The organism is Kribbella sp. NPDC058245, assembly GCF_042882005.1.
Taxonomy (GTDB): Bacteria; Actinomycetota; Actinomycetes; order Propionibacteriales; family Kribbellaceae; genus Kribbella.
In genome coordinates, this window is record NZ_JBHVWY010000001.1 from 431,298 (window position 1) to 452,690 (window position 21,393).

21 protein-coding genes and 1 pseudogene are annotated in these 21,393 nt (G+C 68.3%); 16 read left to right on the forward strand and 6 right to left on the reverse strand.

Features of this window, described 5'->3' with window-relative positions:
* Nucleotides 1-4: 4 nt before the first annotated feature.
* Nucleotides 5-928, forward strand: a complete 924-nt coding sequence (locus tag ACFVWG_RS02015) for a GNAT family N-acetyltransferase (protein WP_391541258.1) — start codon at nt 5-7, stop codon at nt 926-928.
* Between the two features lie 1,181 nt (nt 929-2,109).
* On the opposite strand, the gene ACFVWG_RS02020 is transcribed toward ACFVWG_RS02015, so the two are convergent.
* On the reverse strand, nt 2,110-2,913 hold the full coding sequence (locus tag ACFVWG_RS02020) for an SDR family oxidoreductase (protein ID WP_391541259.1): 804 nt from the start codon (nt 2,911-2,913) through the stop codon (nt 2,110-2,112).
* A 62-nt stretch (nt 2,914-2,975) separates the two neighbouring features.
* Here ACFVWG_RS02020 and ACFVWG_RS02025 point away from each other — a divergent pair, with 62 nt between their 5' ends.
* Nucleotides 2,976-3,923 carry an NADH-quinone oxidoreductase subunit H gene (locus ACFVWG_RS02025; protein ID WP_391541260.1) on the forward strand — a complete coding sequence of 316 codons (948 nt, stop codon included), beginning with the start codon at nt 2,976-2,978 and terminating at the stop codon, nt 3,921-3,923.
* Here ACFVWG_RS02025 and ACFVWG_RS02030 read toward each other — a convergent pair.
* The 4 genes from ACFVWG_RS02030 to ACFVWG_RS02045 are packed head-to-tail and all read right to left on the reverse strand — an operon-like array spanning nt 3,920 to nt 7,330.
* Nucleotides 3,920-5,119 carry an ABC transporter permease gene (locus ACFVWG_RS02030; protein WP_391541261.1) on the reverse strand — a complete coding sequence of 400 codons (1,200 nt, stop codon included), beginning with the start codon at nt 5,117-5,119 and terminating at the stop codon, nt 3,920-3,922. The genes ACFVWG_RS02025 and ACFVWG_RS02030 overlap by 4 nt on opposite strands.
* A complete protein-coding gene (locus ACFVWG_RS02035) occupies nt 5,116-5,775 on the reverse strand; it encodes an ABC transporter ATP-binding protein (protein WP_391541262.1) in 660 nt (219 codons plus the stop codon). Before ACFVWG_RS02035 ends, ACFVWG_RS02030 begins: the two co-directional genes overlap by 4 nt.
* Nucleotides 5,772-6,824 (reverse strand): peptidoglycan-binding protein, encoded by a 1,053-nt coding sequence (locus ACFVWG_RS02040; RefSeq protein ID WP_391541263.1) that lies wholly within the window; start codon nt 6,822-6,824, stop codon nt 5,772-5,774. Before ACFVWG_RS02040 ends, ACFVWG_RS02035 begins: the two co-directional genes overlap by 4 nt.
* Nucleotides 6,824-7,330, reverse strand: coding sequence for a hypothetical protein (locus tag ACFVWG_RS02045; protein WP_391541264.1), 507 nt, complete (start codon nt 7,328-7,330; stop codon nt 6,824-6,826). Before ACFVWG_RS02045 ends, ACFVWG_RS02040 begins: the two co-directional genes overlap by 1 nt.
* Before the next feature lie 112 nt (nt 7,331-7,442).
* Here ACFVWG_RS02045 and ACFVWG_RS02050 point away from each other — a divergent pair, with 112 nt between their 5' ends.
* Nucleotides 7,443-8,099, forward strand: a complete 657-nt coding sequence (locus ACFVWG_RS02050; RefSeq protein WP_391541534.1) for a response regulator transcription factor — start codon at nt 7,443-7,445, stop codon at nt 8,097-8,099.
* Between the two features lie 77 nt (nt 8,100-8,176).
* On the forward strand, nt 8,177-9,301 hold the full coding sequence (locus ACFVWG_RS02055) for a sensor histidine kinase (RefSeq protein WP_391541265.1): 1,125 nt from the start codon (nt 8,177-8,179) through the stop codon (nt 9,299-9,301).
* Here ACFVWG_RS02055 and ACFVWG_RS02060 read toward each other — a convergent pair whose 3' ends face one another.
* Nucleotides 9,302-10,207: a helix-turn-helix domain-containing protein gene (locus tag ACFVWG_RS02060; protein WP_391541266.1), complete on the reverse strand. Its 906-nt coding sequence runs from the start codon at nt 10,205-10,207 to the stop codon at nt 9,302-9,304.
* A gap of 153 nt (nt 10,208-10,360) precedes the next feature.
* On the opposite strand from ACFVWG_RS02060, the gene ACFVWG_RS02065 reads away from it, so the two are divergent.
* The 12 genes and pseudogenes from ACFVWG_RS02065 (at nt 10,361) to ACFVWG_RS02120 (ending at nt 21,274) form a co-directional block, all read left to right on the forward strand.
* Nucleotides 10,361-11,872 carry an alkaline phosphatase family protein gene (locus ACFVWG_RS02065; protein ID WP_391541267.1) on the forward strand — a complete coding sequence of 504 codons (1,512 nt, stop codon included), beginning with the start codon at nt 10,361-10,363 and terminating at the stop codon, nt 11,870-11,872.
* A gap of 169 nt (nt 11,873-12,041) precedes the next feature.
* On the forward strand, nt 12,042-12,386 hold the full coding sequence (locus tag ACFVWG_RS02070; RefSeq protein WP_391541268.1) for a YciI family protein: 345 nt from the start codon (nt 12,042-12,044) through the stop codon (nt 12,384-12,386).
* On the forward strand, nt 12,383-13,579 hold the full coding sequence (locus ACFVWG_RS02075) for an RNA polymerase sigma factor (protein ID WP_391541269.1): 1,197 nt from the start codon (nt 12,383-12,385) through the stop codon (nt 13,577-13,579). The genes ACFVWG_RS02070 and ACFVWG_RS02075 overlap by 4 nt, the downstream gene beginning before the upstream one ends.
* A 70-nt stretch (nt 13,580-13,649) precedes the next feature.
* Nucleotides 13,650-14,408, forward strand: a complete 759-nt coding sequence (locus tag ACFVWG_RS02080; protein ID WP_391541270.1) for a methylenetetrahydrofolate reductase — start codon at nt 13,650-13,652, stop codon at nt 14,406-14,408.
* 37 nt (nt 14,409-14,445) lie between these two features.
* Nucleotides 14,446-14,727 (forward strand): hypothetical protein, encoded by a 282-nt coding sequence (locus ACFVWG_RS02085; protein WP_391541271.1) that lies wholly within the window; start codon nt 14,446-14,448, stop codon nt 14,725-14,727.
* Nucleotides 14,728-14,730: 3 nt separating this feature from the next.
* Nucleotides 14,731-15,117: a hypothetical protein gene (locus tag ACFVWG_RS02090; RefSeq protein WP_391541272.1), complete on the forward strand. Its 387-nt coding sequence runs from the start codon at nt 14,731-14,733 to the stop codon at nt 15,115-15,117.
* A gap of 211 nt (nt 15,118-15,328) precedes the next feature.
* Nucleotides 15,329-15,544 (forward strand): annotated as a pseudogene (locus ACFVWG_RS02095) (4Fe-4S binding protein); the annotation flags it as partial.
* Nucleotides 15,545-15,681: 137 nt separating this feature from the next.
* Complete coding sequence (locus ACFVWG_RS02100; protein ID WP_391541273.1) at nt 15,682-16,176, forward strand: NADH-quinone oxidoreductase subunit J; 495 nt, start codon at nt 15,682-15,684, stop codon at nt 16,174-16,176.
* Nucleotide 16,177: 1 nt separating this feature from the next.
* Nucleotides 16,178-16,501 carry an NADH-quinone oxidoreductase subunit NuoK gene (gene nuoK, locus ACFVWG_RS02105; RefSeq protein WP_391541274.1) on the forward strand — a complete coding sequence of 108 codons (324 nt, stop codon included), beginning with the start codon at nt 16,178-16,180 and terminating at the stop codon, nt 16,499-16,501.
* Nucleotides 16,498-18,264: an NADH-quinone oxidoreductase subunit L gene (locus tag ACFVWG_RS02110; protein ID WP_391541275.1), complete on the forward strand. Its 1,767-nt coding sequence runs from the start codon at nt 16,498-16,500 to the stop codon at nt 18,262-18,264. Before nuoK ends, ACFVWG_RS02110 begins: the two co-directional genes overlap by 4 nt.
* Nucleotides 18,261-19,826 (forward strand): NuoM family protein, encoded by a 1,566-nt coding sequence (locus ACFVWG_RS02115; RefSeq protein ID WP_391541276.1) that lies wholly within the window; start codon nt 18,261-18,263, stop codon nt 19,824-19,826. Before ACFVWG_RS02110 ends, ACFVWG_RS02115 begins: the two co-directional genes overlap by 4 nt.
* Entirely contained in the window at nt 19,823-21,274 is a 1,452-nt protein-coding gene (locus ACFVWG_RS02120) for an NADH-quinone oxidoreductase subunit N (protein WP_391541277.1), read from the forward strand. The genes ACFVWG_RS02115 and ACFVWG_RS02120 overlap by 4 nt, the downstream gene beginning before the upstream one ends.
* Nucleotides 21,275-21,393: the final 119 nt, after the last annotated feature.

The following is a 21,393-nucleotide window of genomic DNA, read 5'->3' on the forward strand; positions in this document are numbered from 1 at the left end:
GGATATGAGCATCACTGCGGCTGAGTTGGCCGGCTTCACGCTGGAGCGGCAGCATCCGCTGACGCGCACCTGGGTGGACGACGAGACTCGGTTGCGGTTGCTGACCGAGATGCACGAGGACCCCGACGTACTGCTGGCGAACTCCCAGGAGATCGCCGAGCTCCGGGCCGAACGGTTCGCACCGGGCCAGCCGGTCGAGTCGATGCTCAACTACTGGCTCCCGTCCGGCGAGCTGCACGCGATGTTCAGCATGCGCTTCGAGGGCGGCGACACCACCAAGCCGTTCGTCGACGCCACTCCGATGACGCGCTCGCCACAACCCGAAGACCTCCCAGCGCTCAAAGCCTCAGCGCTCGAGATCTACGGCATGCACCACCCGCGCTACCTCCGCCTCTGGAGTGCCGACCCCGAGCTCCCCGGTACCGAGCCCGACCGTCGTTTCCTCGCCGCCCCGATCAGCGAGCTCCGGCCCACCGACGTACCGGCTGGTCTTGAGCTGCGGCAAGCGACGACCGTCGACCACTACGACGAGGCGATGCAGGCGTACGACGATGTCGACGCGGACCACCCGCACCACGTCGAGGAGGCGAGCGTCCAGGACCGCGAGGACCTGCAGGAAGCGGCCGACGAAGGACTGCTCTTCGACGTCACCGTTCACGACGAGTGGGCCGGCTATGCGGGCGCCGTCGTCAAACCCGAGGACTCGCTAGGCCTTCCCGCCTACGTGGTCCGCGAGATCATCCTCAGCAAGAAGCACCGAGGCAACGGCTACGGCCGCCACCTCAGTCAGCTCCTGGCGCAGTCCCTGCCCGACCCCACGCACATCCTCATCGGCACCATCCACGCCGCCAACCGAGGCGCCCGCACCGCAGCCCTCCAAGCCGGCCGCCACGAAATCGGCGCCTGGCTCCAACTCCCACTCGGCTGAGCTCCCCGGCGCCCGAGGTGTACCAACGAACGGGTAGTGGTGCCTGCCAGCGCCGCGCGGCCGCTCGTCGCACGCGTGCGCAGCGGCCAACCATCTAACGACTACCCGTTCATAGGTACGCCGGGTCGCAGGCGCCAGGCTACGGAAGTCGGGGCGTGCTCGGCGGCATTGGCGCCTGGCTCGTCCTCCCCTCGGCTGACCACCGTGCAGAAGGACTGTAGTGCGCTCACCCGCAGCGGACCGTTACCGGGATCCAACGCTCCCGTCCGCCGGTGTACGCCGCCTATCACCAGTCCTTATGTTTCTCGCTCCGGCCGCCAGTTGTGGCCGGGGCCGGTTGGGGCGAGCGCCCTCGCCATGGTGCGCACCCCGCCGCCTGACCTGCTCCCCATCCCGCTCCGGCCGCTAGTTGTGGCCGCCGGCCGGTGGGTGAGTGGCTGGGGTTGGGAAGGCGGGTGCTTCGCCGCACCGGACCGGCCGGTTGCGAACGCGGTGGCTGATCGCCGCTGCGGCCGATTTACAGAGGCGGGTGGCGGAGGTGGGCGCGGGGCTGAGGGGGATGGTTCGGTTGGCGATCGGCTTCCCCGTTGTCTATGGCTGACGGGCTTCGGTTGCCGCCGACAAGGGCGGCGGCGACTTCTAACCCCCTGTGCTTCCAGGCCCCGGCAACCACCCCGGTCGCCGGGCCTTTCCTTTCCCCGGTCGCCGGGGCCTTCTGTTTCCCCCGGTCACCCTCCCCCTCCCCTCCGCTTCTCCCTCCCCCGCGAACATTTGAGGGGATCTCCCCTGAAGTTCCCTTCTCCCCTCGAAATTTCAGGAGAGAAGGGACAACCTCGAGGGGTATCCGTTCAAATTGCCGGTGGGGGAGAGGGGTGGGTCGGGTTGCAGGCTTCGGTGCCAGGGACGGCAACCGAAGCCCGTCGGCCATAGGCGGCGTTCAGGTTGGTCGCCGAGCGCACCATCTCCCTCAGCCACGCGCCCAGCTCAGCCACCCTGTCTTTGATCGGCCGTCGCGGCGACCAGCCACCCGCAGGCGTTGTCGGCCGAGTCGCCTGCGGAGGGGCGCGGGAGGGTGGTGACGGGGAGTGGCCGGTGGGGGTGGTCGGGGGACGCGCCGTTACGGAGAGCGAGCGGGTGGGTGCGGCGGAAAGAATGAGGGCGTCCCGTTCAGAGGCGTCGCCTCACCGGAATGCGGCGGCGTGTTCGGTGGCCCAGGCGCTGTAGGTGAGGGGTGGGCGGCCGGTGAGTTGGGGGACCGTGGTGGTTACTGGTTCGGGGGTGTGGACGAGGGAGGACCAGTAGGTGACGGCGCTGTCGGCGATGAACGGGTCGGCGCCTTGGGCGAGCATCTCTTGGCGGGCGTCGTCGTCGGTTAGCGGTTCGATGCCGATCGGTTTGCCGATGACCTGGGCGATCGTGGCGACCTGGTCCTCCTGGGTGATGGCTTCGGGACCGGTGATCTCGTAGGTCTGCCCGATGTGCTGGTCGCCTAGCAGAGCCAGTACGGCGACGGCCGCGATGTCGCGCTCGTGGATGAGGGATCGGGCAGCCTTTGGATAAGGCAGCCGTACGACGCCGGTCGCGCGGATCTGCTCAGCCCACGCGAGCGTGTTGACGGCGAACCCGCTTGGGCGGAGGAAGGTCCAGTCGCGGTCTTTCAGCAACTCCTCGATCTCACCCCAGAACCCACCCCCGTTCAGCGTCGACAGGTATACGACTCGCCGGGGCAACTCCGCGACCACGGCCGCGGCGCCCTCGCTGGTGAACCACGGCCACAGCAGGAATGCCGCATCCGCCCCCGCGGCAGCCCGTCGTACGGCGTCTGGATCCGTCAGGTCGCCCTCGACCAACTGCACGTCCGCGGGCAGGTCGGCGTGGTCCGGCGTACGGACGAGGGCTTGGACGGTGACCCCTGCGGCGAGGAGGCCGGCGACGACGTGGCGGCCGGTGCGACCGGTGGCTCCGATGACGAGAACTGTGCTCATGAAGCCCAGCCTCTGACCTCAACGGTGGTTCAGGTCAAGCTGGAGTCGATAGGGTGACGGTCATGCTGGAGTTCGTGGTGCGGGTGGTCGGCGTGATCGTCGCCTTCCTGGTGGCGCCGCTGGTGGTCGGTCAGGCCGAGCACAAGGTGATGGCGCACATGCAGTCACGGCTCGGCCCGATGTACGCCGGCGGTTTCCACGGCTGGGCGCAACTGGTCGCGGACGGGGTCAAGTTCGTCCAGAAGGAGAGCGTCGTACCGGCCGCGGCGGATCGCCGGATCTTCGAGTGGGCGCCGTTCGTCGCGATCCTGCCGTACATGGCCGCGCTGGCCGCGATCCCGATCGCGCCCGGCATCGTCGGCGCGGACCTCGACTCCGGGCTGTTCTTCGTGCTCGCGGTGATGAGCGTCGGCGTCCTCGGTTCGCTGATGGCGGGCTGGGCCAGCGGCAACAAGTACAGCCTGCTCGGCGGCCTGCGGGTCGCGGCGCAGCTGATGAGCTACGAGCTCCCGTTCGTGCTGTCGGCGGCGAGCGTCGCGGTCGCCGCCGGTTCGCTGAGCCTGACCGGGATCGCCGACGCCTGGAACCCCTGGTGGTTGCTCTGGCAGCTCCCCGGCATGATCGTCTTCTTCATCGCCGGCCTCGCCGAGTTGCAGCGCCCGCCCTTCGACATGCCGGTCGCCGACTCCGAGGTCATCTTCGGCCCCTACACCGAGTACACCGGCCTCCGCTTCGCCCTCTTCCTGCTCGCCGAGTACGCCGGAATTGTCATCCTCTCCGCGTTGACCGCCGTCCTGTTCCTCGGCGGCTGGTCCGGCCCCGGCCCCGACTCGATCGGCTGGATCTGGACCATCCTGAAGACCGCCGTGGTCGCCTTCGTCGTGATCTGGGTCCGCGTCTCGTTCCCCCGCATGCGCGCCGACCAGCTCCAGAAACTCGCCTGGCAGGGCCTCGTTCCGGTGGCACTGATCCAGCTCGCCATCACCGGTATCGGCGTCGTCGCCTCCTAATGAGTCGCCAGGGCCTCCGTGGGGGAGAGCCGGGCGGCCCGGATCGCCGGGTACAGGCCGGCTAGGCCGCCGATCACCAGAGTGGCCGCCACCCCGCCGCCCAAAGCCCAGGCCGGGATCACCGCCAGCCAGCCCTGGTACGACGCGTAGGCCGCGGTGACTGCGGATCCGAGTAAGGCGCCGCCTAGACCTCCGAGGGCGGACAGCAGCAGGGACTCGGTCAGGAACTGGAGGCGGATTTGGCCGCGGGTTGCACCGAGTGAGCGGCGTAGGCCGATCTCGGCGCGTCGTTCGAGGACCGAGATCACCATGATGTTGGCGACGCCGACTCCGCCGACCAGCAGGGCGACCGCGCCGAGGCCGAGCAGCAGGCCGGTGAAGGCTTGGCCGGCGGCCTGTTTGGCGGCGAGCGCGTCCGACGGCCGCGAGACGTCGACCTCGTTCGGCGCCTCCGGGTTGGCCGTTGCTCCGAGCACTGCCCGCACTGCCTCGACCTGGGCGTCGTCGGACCGGGTGTAGATCCTGGTCGGGTGCCCGTCGAAGCCCAGGGTGTTGCCGGCAGCCGGCCAGCCCAGTAGGGCCGCGGCGTCCAGCTCCGGTGCCAGTGCGGCCGGTTCGAGGATGCCGAGCACGGTGAACCAGGTGTTGCCGATCAGCACCTGGGTGTCCGGACCGGCGCGGGTGATGCCGAGCCGGTCGGCCGCGGCGGCGCCGAGCACGGTCGCCGGGTAGTGGCCGGTCGCCGCGTCGAGCCACTTGCCGCTGCGGATCGTCGCGCCGATCGTGTCGAGCAGGTTCGTCCGTGCGGCGTACGCGACGATGCCGTTGGTCTCGATGACCGGGATCTTGTTGCTGCGGTAGACCGCGGCGCCGTCCACGGTACCGATGGCCGACTCGGCCCGGACCGGCGCGATCCGGCCGACCATCGACTCCGCGGTCAGCGGTAGCTGGGCCTGCTCGCCGGTCAGCCGGACGCCCGGCGTGACGGTGAGCAGATTGGTGCCCAGGGCATCGAGTTGCCCGTCGAGCTCGGCCCGCGAGGACGACGAGATGCCCACCACCGCGACCATCGCGGCGATCCCGATCGCGATCCCCAGCGCCGACAGGAACGCCCGCATCGGCCGGGTCCGCAGCCCGACCGCCCCAACCCGGACGACATCGCGCAGTCCGAGACTCGCCGGTCGCAACTCACTCATGTCTCCTCCAGAATGACGCCGTCACGCATCCGGACCTGACGCGGCAGCGCCGCCGCGATGTCCCGGTCATGGGTGATCACGACGACCGTCGTACCGGCCGCATGCAGGTCCCGCAGCAGCTCCATCACGCCGGCTCCGGAGACGGAGTCCAGCGCTCCGGTCGGCTCATCGGCCAGCAGTACGGCGGGTTCACCCGCGACTGCTCGCGCCACGGCCACCCGTTGTCGCTCGCCGCCGGACAGCTCGTGCGGCTCGTGATCCATCCGGTGGCCGAGCCCGACCCGTTCCAGCGCGGCGGCAGCGCGCTGACGCCGTACCGATGAGCGCAATCCGGTGTAGAGGAGACCGTCGGCGACGTTGTCGATCGCCCGTACGCCGGACGCCAGGTGGAACTGCTGGAACACGAACCCGATCCGGGTCGCCCGCAACGCGGACAGACCCGCGTCGGACAGCCGCGCCACGTCGTACCGGTCGATGCGGACCGTGCCGGAGCTGGGGCGGTCGAGCGTGCCGAGGACGTTCAGCATCGTCGACTTGCCGGAGCCGGACGGCCCGACGATCGCGACCAGCTCGCCGCGGTCGATGCGCAGGCTGACACCGCCGAGGGCTTTCACACCACCCGGGTACACCTTGGTGACTTCGTGCAGCTCAATCATTTGGGGACCCCTACCGTGGTGCCGGCCTTGATTCCGGCGCCGCTGATCTCGACCTGACCGTTGGCGAACAGGCCGGTCTTCACCGGCACGTAGTGCGACGACGTGCCGTCGGTGACCTCGACGCCGAAGCCGCCTTCACGTAGGGCGACCAGCGCGGCCACCGGGACCGTCAGCACGTTCTTGCGTTCCGAGGCGGTCAACGTCACGTCGACGGCGGCGAGCGCCCAGGCCGTCACCGCCTTTTGGTTGTCGATGGCAACAACTATCTCGATCTTGGTCTCCGGATCCTTGGCCGGATCGGTGGCCGGGATGATCACCGTCGACACCTTCTCGATCACGCCGGACACCGTCTTGCCGTCCGGAAGCGTGCAGGTGACCTTCGCCTTCAGCTTCGCCAGCCGCTGGTCGGCGGCATCCAGTTGCACGGTCACAGCCTTCGTCGTACCGGTGTAGGTGAGGACAGGCTGGTTTGGCCCGAGCGGCGCACCGTCCTCGGCCTGCACGCTGTGGATCCGGATCCGGGCCGGTGCGTAGAGAACAGCCCCCAGCTCCACCACCCCGGTCTCGTCCAGGCCGAGGTCTTCCTGCCACTCCTCGACCGCCTCGGCAGTGCTCGAGGTGTAATCGTCGTCGACGGTGAAGCCGGTGTAGCCCAGCGCACGCAGGTTCTGCTCCAGTTGCCGGACGTCCGCGCCCTCACTCCCGTTCGCGAGACGCCGGTACGACGGCAGTGCGCCGTACAGCAAGGTGGTCGGTTTGTTGTCGATGCTGTAGACGGTGTTGCCGCGGTGGAGCTCCTGCCCGCTGTCCGGCAGGCTGGTGATCGTTCCGGCGGAGCGGCTCACCGCAGTGGACGTCGTACCGAAGCCAAGCTCGCCGTCCTCGGTCTCAGTGTCCTTGAGGCTCTGCTGGGTGACCTTGGCCGTGTTGACCGGCAATGCCTGAGCGGTCTGGTTCGCGGCCTGGCTGGTGTCGCCCCGGTTCACCAGGAACGCGCTCATCGCGCCCCCGGCGGCCAGGACGACCACGGCCGTCAGCACTCTGCGCATCAGCGCCCCGCCAGGATGCTCTGGCACGCTTCCTGCGCCTTCGGGAAGTCGGGGTCCTCCCCGACCTCGGGGCCGATCATGATGCCGCGCTGGCCCGGCTTCGGGTCCGGGAACTTCTCCACGCCGTTCTTCCGCATGCATTCGGCGTGCTTGCGGCCGTTCTCGTCCATCTGCGGGTCGGCGGCGCCCTCGCCCTGCGGGCTGTACTGCTGGCAGGCATCCATCGCCTTCTGGACCTTCTCCGGTGGGACCCCGGAGTCCGGGCCGAACTTGAGGAGTGGCGGCTTGCCGGGCTCCGGGTCCGGCACGTTCAGCCCGTTCTCGCGCAGGCACTGGGTGAACTTGACCGCCTTCTCGTCCCGGCTCAGGCTGGGTGCCGCACTGGTCGGAGCGGTGGTCTGTGTCCCCGATCCACTGGCGACCTGGGTGTCTGGGTCATCGGTGCCACAGCCGGTCATCAGTACGACGGCCGCCAGCGCAGCGGCGGCCAGGGTGGTCTTGCGCATCACGTCTCCTCTTGCTCGGTGGTGGGCAAGAGCTTTCGCCGTACGGCGTTTCCTGACGGTTTCCGAAGCCGATAACGCGGAGGAAACCTGGCGGTCAGGGATCATGGGGAGTGTGCGGGTACTGGTGGTCGAGGACGAGCCGTTGCTGGCAGGGGCGATCGCGGAGTGGTTGCGCGACGAGGCCCACGCCGTCGACGTGGTCGGAGACGGTGGTGCGGCCCTGGAACGGCTGGCCACGAACGAGTACGACGTACTGGTGCTGGACCGCGATCTCCCCGTCGTCCACGGCGACGAGGTGTGCCGGCAGGTGGTGGAGTCCGGGTCGGTGACCCGGGTGCTGATGCTGACGGCGGCCGCTGCGGTGACGGACCGGGTCTTCGGCCTAGGTCTCGGCGCAGACGACTACCTGACCAAGCCCTTCGCTTTCGCTGAGCTGGCTGCGCGCGTGCTGGCGCTGGGCCGACGGAGCCGTCCGGCCGATCCGCCGGTACTGCGTCGCTCCGGTGTGACGCTGGACCCGGCGCGGCACGAGGTGTTCCGGGACGGCCGCTACGTCCCACTGTCCAAGAAGGAGTTCGCCGTACTCGCCGAGCTGCTCAGAGCCGACGGTGCGACCGTGTCGGCCGAACAACTGCTGGAGAAAGCATGGGACGAGCACGTGGATCCGTTCACCGGAGTGGTCCGGCTGACCATCCTCAAGCTGCGCCGGAAGCTGGGAGAACCAGGGCTGGTGGAGACCGTCACCGGCGTTGGCTACCGCATCCCCTGACGCTCCGAGGCCGGCTGACCCTCCTGTACGGCGGGCTGTTCCTGGCGGCCGGCGCACTACTGCTCGGACTGACGTACGTGCTGTTCAGCAGCAACTTCGGTCAGCAGTACCGAGTGATCGTGCAGGGGACCTATCTCGACCCGCCAGCGGCAGGTGCGACAGCGAAACCCCCGCTGCCGAACCAGGTGTTCACGACGACCAAGGACGGCACCGTGCTCACCGGTCCGGCGGCCGAGCAGGCGATGCAGCAGCAGCGCGAGCAGGTGCGGCAGGCGGCGACCAAGTCGCTGCTGACCCAGGGCGGCATCGCACTGGTGGCAGTCGGTGCACTGGCGGCCGGCTTCGGCTGGCTGGTCGCTGGACGCGTGCTGGCGCCGCTGCACCGGGTCACGGACACTGCCCGCCGGATAGCCGCCTCACCGGCCGCACTGCACGAGCGGATCGCGCTGCGAGGACCCGACGACGAGGTGAAGAACCTGGCGGACGCCTTCGACACCATGGTCGAGCGGCTGGACCACTCCTTCGACGGACAGCGTCGGTTCGTCGCCAACGCCTCGCATGAGCTGCGGACGCCGCTCACGCTCGGCCGCGCCCTGGTCGAGGTCGCCATGCATCGCCGGACGGCCTCCGCGGACGTGCAGGAACTGGGGGAGAGCCTGCTCGCCATCAACGCCCGGCACGAGCAGCTCATCGACGGACTACTGATCCTGGCCGACTCCGAGAAGCAGCTGACCACGGTCTATCCGGTCAACCTCGCGGACGTCGTCGACCACGTTGCCGGCCAACTGGGTGGCGAGGCCGCCGCAGCCGGTGTCGAGATCATCCGCGGCCCCGGCGACGCCCCGACCCAAGGCGATGCACTGCTGCTGGAACGCCTTGTCCACAACCTCGTGCAGAACGGCATCCGCCATAACCTGCCCGACGGCGAAAGGTGGGTCCGGGTGCTGTCCCGAGCAGCCGGTCAGCAGGTGCAGATCGCGGTGACCAACACTGGCCCGGAGATCCCGCCGTACGAGGTGGAAGCGCTGTTCAAGCCCTTCTACCGCCTCGGCGCCGAACGCCTGGTCACCGGCAAGGGCGCCGGTCTCGGCCTCTCGATCGTCCGCTCCGTCGCCGAAGCCCACGGCGGAACCGTATCCGCCACCCCTCGCCCAGGCGGCGGCCTGGAGGTCGTGGTCTCCCTCCCGATCGACCCAAGCTAGTCAGGATCTGGCGAGGAACGGCGCGGGGTCGCCGTACCCGAGATCGGTCATGCCTGCCTTTTGGAACGCGTCGACGACGAGCATCCGCCGTACTGCGGCGAAGGTGAGCACGTGGGCGATCATGCTCCCGTAGCTGGAGACGGTGGGCGGTGCGCAGGTCGAGTCGACGAAGGTTTCGTCGAAGGTGTTCTCGGCGCTGACCCGGCGGACCAGGTCGAGGAACCGCGGGCCGGCCACCTCGTAGCGATCCCGCAGCTGGCCGAGCGAGACTGCCCGGCCGCTCTCCGGGAACTCGAACGGTTCGGCGGCCACGGCGGCCAGCCACATCTCGAGCTGCCAGACCATGCGGTCCAGCATCCGTCGCGGCGTGATCGGCGGCTCGTCCAGATCGGGTGCGGGGATCGGGCCGTCGAGGACCTCGGGGGAGATGTCGCGGGCGCGGTCGATCAGTTCGCCGAGCAGACTCACGTGGTGATCGGCGAGACCGGTGACGATGTCCATGCTGGTGACCTTTCGTCGGGCCGGCAGGCGGAGGCCGGCCGGTGGATGGAAATGGACCCCGCTCGGTGCGTCGAGGAAGAACGGATGGGTCGGCTGCCGGCGCCACTGTTTCGGCGTCGTCCCGTACGACCGGGAGAACGCCCGCGTGAACGCCTCGTGCGACCCGAACCCGGCGTCGACCGCGATGTCGAGGATGCCGCGATCGGTGCTGGCCAGCTGGTACGCCGCCCGCTCCAGCAGCAACCGCCGTCGGAGCGCGATCGGTGTCTCGCCCGCCACGGCTGTCGCAATCCGGTCGCAGTGGAACCGCGAAAGGTGCAACCGCCGAGCCAGTTCGGCCCCGGATGCGGACGGGTCGTCGAGGCTTTCGCCGACCACGTCCACCAATGCCACGAACAGATCCATACCTAGATCCTGCCGATCCGCGGCCGGCTGAGTCTTGACCGCTTTTGCTCACTGTCTTCTGAGATTCACCTCCGCGCCACTGCTGAGCCGTTGATCTCGCGCGCCCGCTTTGATTGATTGGTCCGGACCAATCAACTGCCTTCGGAGGAGCCCGTGAACCGCCCCCTCGCCATCACAGCTTTGGCCATCGCAGCCGCGACCAGTCTTCTCGCCGTCCCCGCCTTCGGTAGTGCGGAGGCACCCGCCGCCCGTCCGCAGAAGGTGCTGGTGATCGGCATCGACGGCGCGCTGCTGAGCAAGATCCAGGCCTTCGACACCCCGGCGCTGAAGAGCCTGATCAGCTCCGGCTCGGCCGCCAAAACCTCCTTGTACGCCTCGCCGTTCGCGCCGACGCTCTCCGGACCAGGGTGGGCGACCAACGCGACCGGTGTCTGGCCGGACAAGCACAAGGTGAAGAGCAACAGCTGGGGGACGGGGACGAACCTGACCCAGTACCCGGACTTCCTGACCAGGTTGGAACGCGCCCGCCCCGAACTGTCGACGTACGCGATCGCCGACTGGACGCCGCTGACCACCAACAGCGCCGGGCAGGCGATCTTCAGTGACGCGGTGCAGAAGAAGGTCACGTACGACGGTGACGCCCTCGGCTGGGCCGCTGCCGACGCGCGGATCGCGACCGAGGCAGCGGCGTATCTGAAGGACACCGGCCCGGACGCGTCCTTCGTGTACTTCGGCGATGTCGACATCGCGGGCCACACCTGTGGTGCCGCTGGTGCCTGCTACCGGACCGCCATCGAGCAGACCGACAAGCACGTCGCCACTCTGCTGTCCGCAGTTCGCGCGCGACCGACGTACGCGAATGAAGACTGGACGATCGTCGTCACCGCCGACCACGGTCACACCGAAGCAGGCGGTCACGGCGGCAGCTCGGTGCCCGAGCGGTCGTCGTTCATCATCCGCAACGGCCCCGGTACGACGCCCGGTACGCCGGCCATCGCGCCGAAGAACGTGGACATCGCGGCCATCGTGCTGAGCCGGTTCGGGCTGACCGTGCCTGAGCTCGACGGTGTGGTGACGCCTCCTGCGGATCCGTTCGACTCGCTGGTTGGCTCACTCCAGTCGCGGCTCGACGAGACCGGCGTACCGGCTGACGTCAAGGGCTGGACGCACAGCGCGCCGTCGGGCTGGACGATCGACAACGCCGGCCTGGGTGCTGGCGGCGTCCGTGAGTGGCAGGGCTGGTCGTTCACCACGGACGACTTCTGGACCCGGGCAGCTCCGGACCAGCAGCGTGAAAGCAACGTCCGCGCCCGCGGGGTCTTCGCCGTCGCCGACTCGGACGAGTGGTCCGACAAGACCCGCAGCGGTCTGTTCAACAGCAAGCTGGTCTCACCGGCGTACGACGTCACCGGTGCGACCAACGCGACAGTGAGCTTCTCCTCGCACTACCTGAAGAGCGGCAACGAGACCGCCACCGTCCTCGCCGCCTTCGACAACGGCACCCCGAAGCCGATCCTCACCTACACGACGGACGTCATCGCCAAGCAGGAACGCCTCACCGTCCCTGTCCCCGCCGGCGCCCGCACCCTCAAGCTGACCTGGTCCCTCACCAACGGCGACAACGACTGGTACTGGGCCATCGACAACCCCCAGATCGGTCGCTAGCCACTCCGACCGCCACCACCGACCAACCTCGTCTCGTTGGGGTCGAAAGCGCCCGGCTGAGCGTGGCGACCGGCATCCTGCCGGAGTTGGTCGGTGGTGCGCGTCCGTCTCGTCGATCTGAGGCCACCCGGTTCGTATAAGGGGTGAGACTAGGGACCGGGAGGTCACGATGACGCAGTACTTGTTGAGCATCTATCAGCCGGATGGGCCGGTGCCGGAGCCGGAGGCGCTGGCGAAGATCATGGGTGAGCTGCAGGTGGTGAACGAGGAGATGCAGGCGGCGGGCGTGTGGGTGTTCGCGGCCGGGCTGCATCCGCCGGAGACGGCGACCGTGGTGAAGGCTGCCCGCGGGGAGGTGCTGGTGACCGATGGGCCGTTCACCGAGGGGAAGGAACACCTGGGTGGGTTCACGGTGATCGAGGCCGAGGATCTCGACGCGGCGCTGCATTGGGCGCGGAAGATGGCGGCGGTGCTGGAGCCGTTGCCGATCGAGGTGCGGCCGTTCCAGGGATGACCATTGCCGAGGTGTTCCGGGCTGAGCACGGTCGCGCGGTGGCCGTGCTGACCCGGGTGTTCGGCGATCTCGAGATCGCCGAGGACGCCGTTCAGGACGCGTTCGCCGCGGCGCTCGAGAAGTGGCCGGAGACCGGCGTACCGCCGAGTCCGGCCGGCTGGATCATCACGACCGCGAAGAACCGGGCGATCGACCGCCTGCGCCGTGAGGACAAGCGCGACGACAAGCATGCGCAGGCGGCGCTCGTCCACGCGCAGGCCGAACCGGAGGAGGTGGGAGCCGTGTATGACGAACAGTTGCGCCTGCTCTTCACCTGCTGCCATCCGGCCCTCGCACTCAACGTCCGGGTCGCGCTCACGCTGCGGATGCTCGGCGGGCTGACCACGACCGAGATCGCCCGGGCCTTCCTGGTACCCGAGCCGACCATGGCGCAGCGCCTCGTCCGGGCGAAGACGAAGATCCGCGCGGCTGGCATCCCGTACCGAGTCCCGTACGAGGCCGACCTCCCCGAACGCGTCCGAGGCGTGCTCGCCGTCGTCTACCTGATCTTCAACGAGGGGTACGCCGCCTCATCCGGCGAGACCCTCGTGCGCGACGACCTCGCGGTGGAGGCGATCCGGCTCGGCCGGGTCCTGGTCGACCTGATGCCCGACGAACCCGAGGCCCTCGGCCTTCTCGCGCTGATGCTCCTCCAGCACTCCCGCCGCCGCACCCGCGTCGACGCCGACGGCTCCCTCGTCCGCCTGGCCGACCAGGACCGCTCGCAATGGGACGCCGATCTGATCACCGAAGGCCAAAAGCTGGTACGGCGTTGCCTCCGTCGCAACCAGCCTGGTCCGTACCAACTGCAGGCCGCGATCAACGCCGTCCACAGCGACACCCCGCCGACCGACTGGACCCAGATCCTCCAGCTCTACAACCACCTGCTCACCCTCGAGCCAACCCCGATCGTCGCCCTCAACCGAGCCGTGGCCCTGGCTGAGGTTGAAGGCCCGGCCGCGGCGTTGAGCGTGGTCGATCAACTAGACCTGACCACCTACTACCTCTTCCACGCCATCCGAGCCGACCTCCTTGCTCGCCTCAACCGCCCCACCGAAGCCCGCGAGGCCTACCAAACCGCCGGGACGCTGACGGACAACGCCACCGAACAACGCTTCCTGGAAACCCGCGCCGCAACTCTCCCCACCACCTGATCGACCCGAGCAGGCGCCCACTCCCTGAAACTCCAGCTCACGCGCCCGCTCGATCAGTAGGGTCTGCGGCATGCCGGGATTCGAGTTGATCTGTGAAGTGGAGCCGCCGACGCGCCCCGACCTCAAGAAGGTTCGGCACCAGATCGGGGTGATGAGCCCGATCGCGGACGCTTTCCTGATTCCCGACAACCACATCGGCCGGGCGACCGTCTCGAGCGTCGCCGTCGCCAACGAGGTGCAGGCGATGGGCTCCCGCGGGATCGCCTGCTTGAACTCGCGCGACCGCAACCTCCTCGGTTTCCGCCGCGACCTGCTCACGGCAGCGGCGTACGGGGTCGAGCAGTTCCTCTTCGTGCATGGCGACGACCCCGCCGAGGGCGCGCGCACCAGCCAGCTCACGGTTCGCACGATGATCGAGCAGACGCGGGCGACGTCGTACCCGGGTCTGAACCCCTTCCAGGTCGGCGCCACCACCCGCCTCCGGCCGATCCCGCGCTGGAAGGCCGAGGCCGACTTCCTGTTCGTGCAGATCAGCTACGACGTCGACGAGCTCCTCCGCTGGCGCGACACAGTCGACCTGAACATCCCCGTTTATGCCGGGGTGATGGTCCTGGCCAGCGCGACCATGGCCCGCAACCTCGCCGCCCTGCCTCAGCTCACCATCCCCGACAGTTTGATCAAGGCGGTCGACCAGGATCGCGACGCCGGCATCGACCACGCCTGCGAACAGATCCTCCGGATCCGTGACTCAGGGGCCTTCGACGGCGTTCACCTGATACCGGTGAGCCGCTATCGCCAGGTCGCCGCCCGCCTGGAAAAGGAGTTGTGAGAATCAGGAGGGGTGTATAGTTAGGCGTATGCCAAGGATGCAGATCTATCTCCCGGACGACCTCTACACCGAGGTTAAAAGCCGCAAGCTGCTTGCGTCCGAGCTGCTGCAAAATGCGATCCGGGCCGAGATCGACCGCGAGGACAAGATCATGGCGATGGCTCGGTTCGTCGAAGACTCCATCCGCGAATTCGGTGAGCCATCGGACGAGGCTCTCGCAAAGGCCGAGGAGCTTGTGGCGCGGATCAAGGCGCACCTTCAGCCTCCGGCGGCTGATGAGACCGCCCGCAGCGATCAGCACGCTCCGAAAGCGAGCTGATCGGTGCCCGGATTGATTCTGGATAGTGGCGCCGTCACCTTCCTGTCGAAACCCACGGACCTATCGAATGCCGTGCTGGCCGTGCTGAGCTCCGAGTTCGAGTGGCCGCCGATCGTGCCGTCGCTGGTGCTGGTGGAATGCCTGACCGGACATGCCCAGAAGGATGCTCGGACGAACCTGTTCCTCAAGGGGTGCATCGTGAAGGGCGTGCTCAGCGAGTCGACTGCCCGGCGTGCTGCACAGCTCAGGACGGCGGCCAGGCGCGGGTCGGCAGTTGATGCGGCCCTGGTGGCCCTCGCCGAGCCTGGAGGCGTCGTGCTCACCGGCGACAAGCATGACCTCACTGCGCTTGCCTCGAACGCCACCGGGGTGCGAGTCGAAGCGATCTGATCGACGCGTTGGCGCGGGATCGGGGCGGAACCGACTAGTGTCCTGCTAGGACAGGATCTCGACGGGGAGGTGGAGCGTGGGCGTACCGGGTAAGGGTCTGATCGATGGGCTGAAGGTCACCGCGAAGACCTTGGGCCGTCGGTCGGTCACCGAGCAGTATCCGGACGTGCAGCCGGAGCTGCCGCCGCGGTCGCGCGGAGTGATCGCGTTGATGGAGGAGAACTGCACCTCGTGCATGTTGTGTGCGCGGGAGTGCCCGAGCTGGTGCATCTACATCGACTCGCACACCGAGACCGCGCCGTCGGTCGGTGAGCAGGCGCGCGAGCGCAGCCGGAACGTGCTGGACCGCTTCGCGATCGACTTCAGCCTGTGCATGTACTGCGGGATCTGTATCGAGGCGTGCCCGTTCGACGCGCTGTTCTGGTCGCCCGAGTTCGAGTACGCCGAGACCGAGCTCCGCAACCTCACGCACGAGAAGGACAAACTGCGCGAGTGGATGTGGACCGTCCCGGCGCCGCAGCCGATCGATCCGGGCCCAGCCGTCACATCCGTGGGGGATGAGGCGTGACCACTGCTCTCTTCGCTGTCGCCGGTGCGGCGGCGGTGGCTGCCGCTGTGATGGTGGTGACCTCGCGCCGGATCGTGCACGCGGCCTTGTGGCTGGTCGTCACGCTCGGCGCGGTGGCCGGCTGCTTCGGGGTCCTGCATGCCGAGTTCGTCGCGCTGGTGCAGATCCTCGTGTACGTCGGCGCGATCGTCGTACTCGTCCTGTTCGCCCTGATGCTCACCAAAGCGCCGACGAACCCGCTGCCCGATCTGACCACCGGTCGCAGCCCGTTCGCGGCCGGCGTCGCGGTCGTTCTCGCGCTGCTGCTCGGTTCCGGCGTAGTGCTTGCCTTCGGCAACCAGAAGATCAAGCCCGTCCCGGCCGGTTCCGCCAACGCCCTCGGTACGTCGATCTTCACGACCTGGGTGCTGCCGTTCGAGATCCTCTCCGTGCTGCTGCTGGCCGCGCTGATCGGAGCGATCGCGTTGTCCCAGCGGAAGAAGGAGGACTGAGATGCCACTGGTCCTCCCGCTGCTGCTGGCGGTCGTCCTGTTCTGCCTCGGCGTGTACGGCGTCCTGTCTCGCCGCAACGCGATCACCATCCTGATGTCGCTCGAGCTGATGCTGAACGCGGTGAACCTGAACCTGGTCGCGTTCGACGCCTGGCACCTCGACGGCCTGGCCACCGGTCAGACCCTCGCAGTCTTCGTGATCACGCTGGCCGCTGCCGAGATCGGGCTGGGCCTGGCGATCGTGCTGCTGCTGTTCCGCGGCCACGGTCACGTCGACGCGGACGCCGCCCGCGACCTGGTCGAGCACGAGGAGTCCCCGACGTGATCGCGACCGTCTGGCGGGTGCTCGGTGTCGGGTTCTCGCTGCTTCTGCTGCTGATCGCCGGCCTCCTGTACGGCGCCGCTCCGGACCAAGCGTCGTTCCTGAACTCGCAGATCGGCGACCTGACGATCGGGTTCGCCGTCCGCACCGACGACCTGACCGTGCTGCTGCTCGCGGTCGTCGGGGTCGTCGCGACCTGCGTGCAGGTCTACTCGCTCAGCTACCTGCACGAGCGCGCGGCGTCGTACCACGCGCTCGTCACGCTCTTCACCGCCGCGATGGCGACCGTGGTCGTATCGGACAGCCTGTTCCTGCTGCTGATCGGCTGGGAGGTGATGGGCGCCTGCTCGTACCTGCTGATCAGTCACTACTGGGAGCGGCGCGAGGCCCGCTCCGGCGCGGTCAAGGCGTTCCTGATGACTCGCCTCGGCGATGTCGGCTTCCTGTTCGGCATCTTCGTCCTCGGCGTCGGCGCCGGTACCTTCCGGATCTCCGAGCTCGACCCGGCCCGGATCTCGCCCGGCGTACTGACCGCCGGGACGCTACTGCTTCTGGTCGGGGTCGTCGGCAAGTCGGCCCAGGTCCCCTTGCAGACCTGGCTTCCGGACGCGATGCCCGGTCCGAGCCCGGTCAGCGCGCTGATCCACGCGGCGACGATGGTGGCCGCGGGTGTCTTCCTGATCGCCCGCCTGTACGACGTTTTCTCGGCCTCCGCGACCACGATGACCGTGCTCACGGTGATCTCCTGCGTGACCATGCTGTTCGCCGCGTTGTGTGCGATGGCTGCGGTCGAGGTGAAGCGGGTGCTGGCCTGGTCGACGGTCAGCCAGCTCGCGATCATGTTCTCCGCGTTGTCGCTGGGCACGCGGGAGGGACGGCACGCCGCGCTTTTCCACCTGGTCACGCATGCGGCCTTCAAGGGTCTGCTGTTCCTCTGCGCCGGAGTGCTGCTGCATCAGGTCGGCAGTGCCGCGTTCGTGGTGCTCCGCCGATACACGCGCCGCGGGAAGCTGCGGAACACGTTGCGGGTGACCTTCCTGACGATGACGGTCGGCCTCGCGGCGTTGGCCGGCGTACCGGGGTTTGCGGGGTTCTTCTCCAAGGACACCGTGCTGGAAGCTGCTTGGGATCACGCGCATGAGGATGGCTCGGCGATCGGCTGGGTCGTGCTCGCGTGTGTCGGGCTGACGGCGGCGTTCACGGCCTTCTATTGCACGCGGCTCTGGCTGTGGGTGTTCTTCCGGACGCCTGCGCTGGCTGGGGCGATAGGTGCGTTCGAGCAGGACGACCCGATGGCTGACCTTGAGGATCCGGACACATCGAAGCTCAAGGACGCGCCCTGGCTGATGCTCGCACCGCTGGTTCTGCTGGCAGTTGGAGCGATCGGACTCGGGTACGTCGATGGTCTGCACATCAACTGGGTGATCGCGCTCGGTTCGACGGTTCTCGTGCTGTTCGGCGTGCTCCCGGCGTACTCGCTGTGGTCACGTGGCGCGGACCCGCGGCCGGCTGTGCTGGAGCGTGAGTTCGGGGTGGATCAGGCGTACCACGGCCTGTTCGTGGTGCCGGTGCGGTGGATGTCCAAGCTGGCTGTGTTGGGAGACCGCGACGTGATCGGTGCCTACGTGCGAGCCGCCGACCGGACCGGGACGCTGGCCTCCCAGGGGCTGCGGTTGCTGCAGACCGGCAACGTCCAGACCTATCTGACTGGAGCCGTCGTCGGTGTCGTCGCTCTCGCCATCCTGGCCGGGGTGATCGCTCGATGATCACGGTCCACACCGCACATGACAGCTTCGAGGTCGGCGTACTGCTCGCGATCCTGATCCTGCCGCTGCTGGCCGCGCTGGCGCTCTGGGCGCTGCCGATTCAGCTCGGCGATCGGCTGGCGGCGTCGTACGGGGCGGTCGTATCCGGGCTCGTGCTGGTCGGTTCGATCCTGCTCTGGCCGCGGCCGGGCGGTTGGTTCGCCTACACCAGCGGCGACATACCGTTGTCGGCCGGAGACACGATCCGGCCGCTGCGGGCGGTCACGGACGTGCCGTGGATTCCGCCGCTGGATGTGCGGTTCCACCTCGGCATCGACACGATCTCGCTGCCGCTGATCATCCTCACCGCGCTACTGACGTTCCTCTGCTGCATCTACTTGCTGAAGATCACCCCGCGAATCGGCCGGATGCGTTCGCTGATCGCGTTGCTACTGGTGATCGAGGCGGGCGTGATCGGCGCGTTCTCCGCGATGGATCTCGTGCTGTTCTTCGTCTGCTTCGAGATCGTGCTGATCCCGATGTGGCTGATCATCGACATCTGGGGCGACGACCACGACCCGGTCGGGCGCAAGCGGGCCGCGACGACGTTCGTGCTGATGACGGTGTTCGGGTCCGCGCTGATGCTGCTCGGGTTCCTGCTCATCCACCGGCAGGCCGGGACGTTCGACATCGCTCAGCTGACCAGTACGCCGGTCCTCGGTGCGCACGGCGTACCGCTGGCCGCCGCGCTGCTGGTCGCGGTCGGGCTCGCGGTCAAGGTGCCGTTGTGGCCGCTGCACATCTGGCTGCCGGATGCGCACGCGAAGGCGCCGACGGTCGGCTCGGTGATCCTGGCGGGTGTCCTGCTGAAGCTCGGGACGTACGGCCTGATCCGGATCCTGGTTCCGATCCTGCCCGACGCGACGGTGACGATCGCGCCGTACCTGGCCGGCTTCTCGACCGTCGCGATCATCGCGGGATCGCTGGCCTGCCTCGGCCAGACCGACATCAAGCGGCTGATCGCGTACTCGAGCGTCGGCCACATGGGCTTCGTCGGCCTCGGCATCGCCTCGCTCTCGGACGCCGGGATGAAGGGCGCGCTGTTCGCGAACATCGCCCACGGCATCATCACCGGCCTGCTGTTCTTCCTGGCCGGTGCGATCAAGGACCGCCACGACACCAGCGACCTGCGCACGATCGGCCGGGCCCTGTACGCACGGTTACCGCGGATCGGGGCGTTGCTCACGTTCGCCTGCCTTGCGTCGCTCGGTCTGCCAGGGCTGGCCGGGTTCTGGGGGGAGATGCTGGTCCTGCTCGGTGCTTACGACCCGGCGGACTCATTGCCGCGGGCAACTTACTTGGTCTTCATGGCGGTCGCCGGCATCGGGACAGTGCTGACCGCGGCCTACTTCCTGCGGCTGGTCCGCAACCTCTGCCAAGGCGATCCTGCTGAGAATCCGGCCAGCGCGTTTGCGGTTGATCTGAGCCGGATCGAGCTGATCACCTGGACGCCGCTGATCGTGCTGACGGTGCTGCTCGGGGTTTGGCCTGGTCTGCTTCTGCACCAGTGGGGGAGCCTGTGACGCTCACGTGGACCGACTGGCAGGCGCTCGCCGTACCGCTGGTGCTGGCGATCGGCGCGGTCGCCGTGCTGCTCATCGACGCGTTCTGGCGCAGTGCTTCGGCACAGCTCCGGCATACCGTCGTCAGCCTGCTGACCGGTGCGGTGATCCTGTTCGGACTGGTGTTCGTCTGGGCGCAACGCGACGACTTCAAGCCGGCCTTCTGCCGTCCAGTGGTCGAGGGCCCGGCTGAGTGCAGTCTGGTGTTCGAGCCGCTGACCGCCGGGCTGTGGGGAGTCCTGCTGCTCGGCGGACTCGGGGTCGTCGGACTTTCGGCGTACCGGCTGTTGGCCTCGGACATCCCCGTCGGTGAGTACCACTTCCTGCTGCTCAGTGCGCTGGTCGGCGCGACCACGCTGGCCGGGGCGCGCGATCTGGCGACGGTGGTGATCGGGCTCGAGGTGGTCTCGCTGCCGAGCTTCGCCTTGGTCGCCTTGAGGCGTGATCGTCGCGGGTCTGAAGCGGCGCTGAAGGCGTTCCTGGTCTCGGTGTTGTCGACCGCGGTGATGCTGTTCGGCATTTCCTACCTGTACGGCGTGACCGGGTCGCTGTACCTGACCACGATCGCGAATCGGCTGACCGGGCTCGACCCGGACCTGCGGCGGGTCGCCTTCGCCGCCGGGCTGTTCGTGGTCGTCGGGTTCGCGTTCAAGATCGCGGCGGTGCCGTTCCACGCGTGGCTCCCGGACACGTACGTCGGTGCGCCGATCGAGGTGACGGCGTTCCTGGCGGTCGTGTCGAAGTCGGCGGGGGTCGCCGGACTGCTCGTGCTGGTGGTGACTGGGATCGCGCCGGCTGGTTCGGACCTGCAGTTGGTGATCGCGATCCTGGCGGCCGTGACGATGACGATCGGCAACCTGGCCGCGCTGCGGCAGCGTGAGGCCGTGCGGCTGCTCGCATGGTCGTCGATCGGTCAGGTCGGCTTCCTGCTCGCCCCGCTCGCGGTCGGCGACGCCCAGGCGGTCGTCGGGTATCTGGCGGCGTATGTCGTCGTGACGCTCGGCGCCTTCGGAGCGGTCGCGATCGTGCAGCGACACCGGCCTCGCGGACTGCTCACGGACTACCGCGGCATGGTTCGGTCGGAGCCTGGGCTCGCGGTCGCGCTGATCTTCTTCCTGGTCGTGCTTGCGGGTCTGCCGCCGGGGCTGGCCGGGTTGTTCACGAAGTTCGCCGCGTTCCAGGCCGTGATCGACGCACACCTGGGCTGGCTGGCGATCGTGATGGCGATCAACGTGATGATCGGCCTCGCGGTCTACCTGCGCTGGGTCGCCGAACTCTTCCTGCTCCCGGCCGACGACCCGTTCTCGGTCGACATCGAGACGCCGGCGGTCGTGATGGTCTCCCTGTTCACGGCGGCCGCCGTCGTGGTCTCCGTACTACCCAGCACCCTCTTCGCGCTGGCGACCTAGCGCGCCGGTGGGTTACCCGGTGAGCGCCATGACGTGCGTAACGTCCGAAGGACCGGAGACGGGCCCTCCGGTTTTTCGGACGTTAGTGCAGGGCATTCGTTAACGTCCGAAGGACCGGA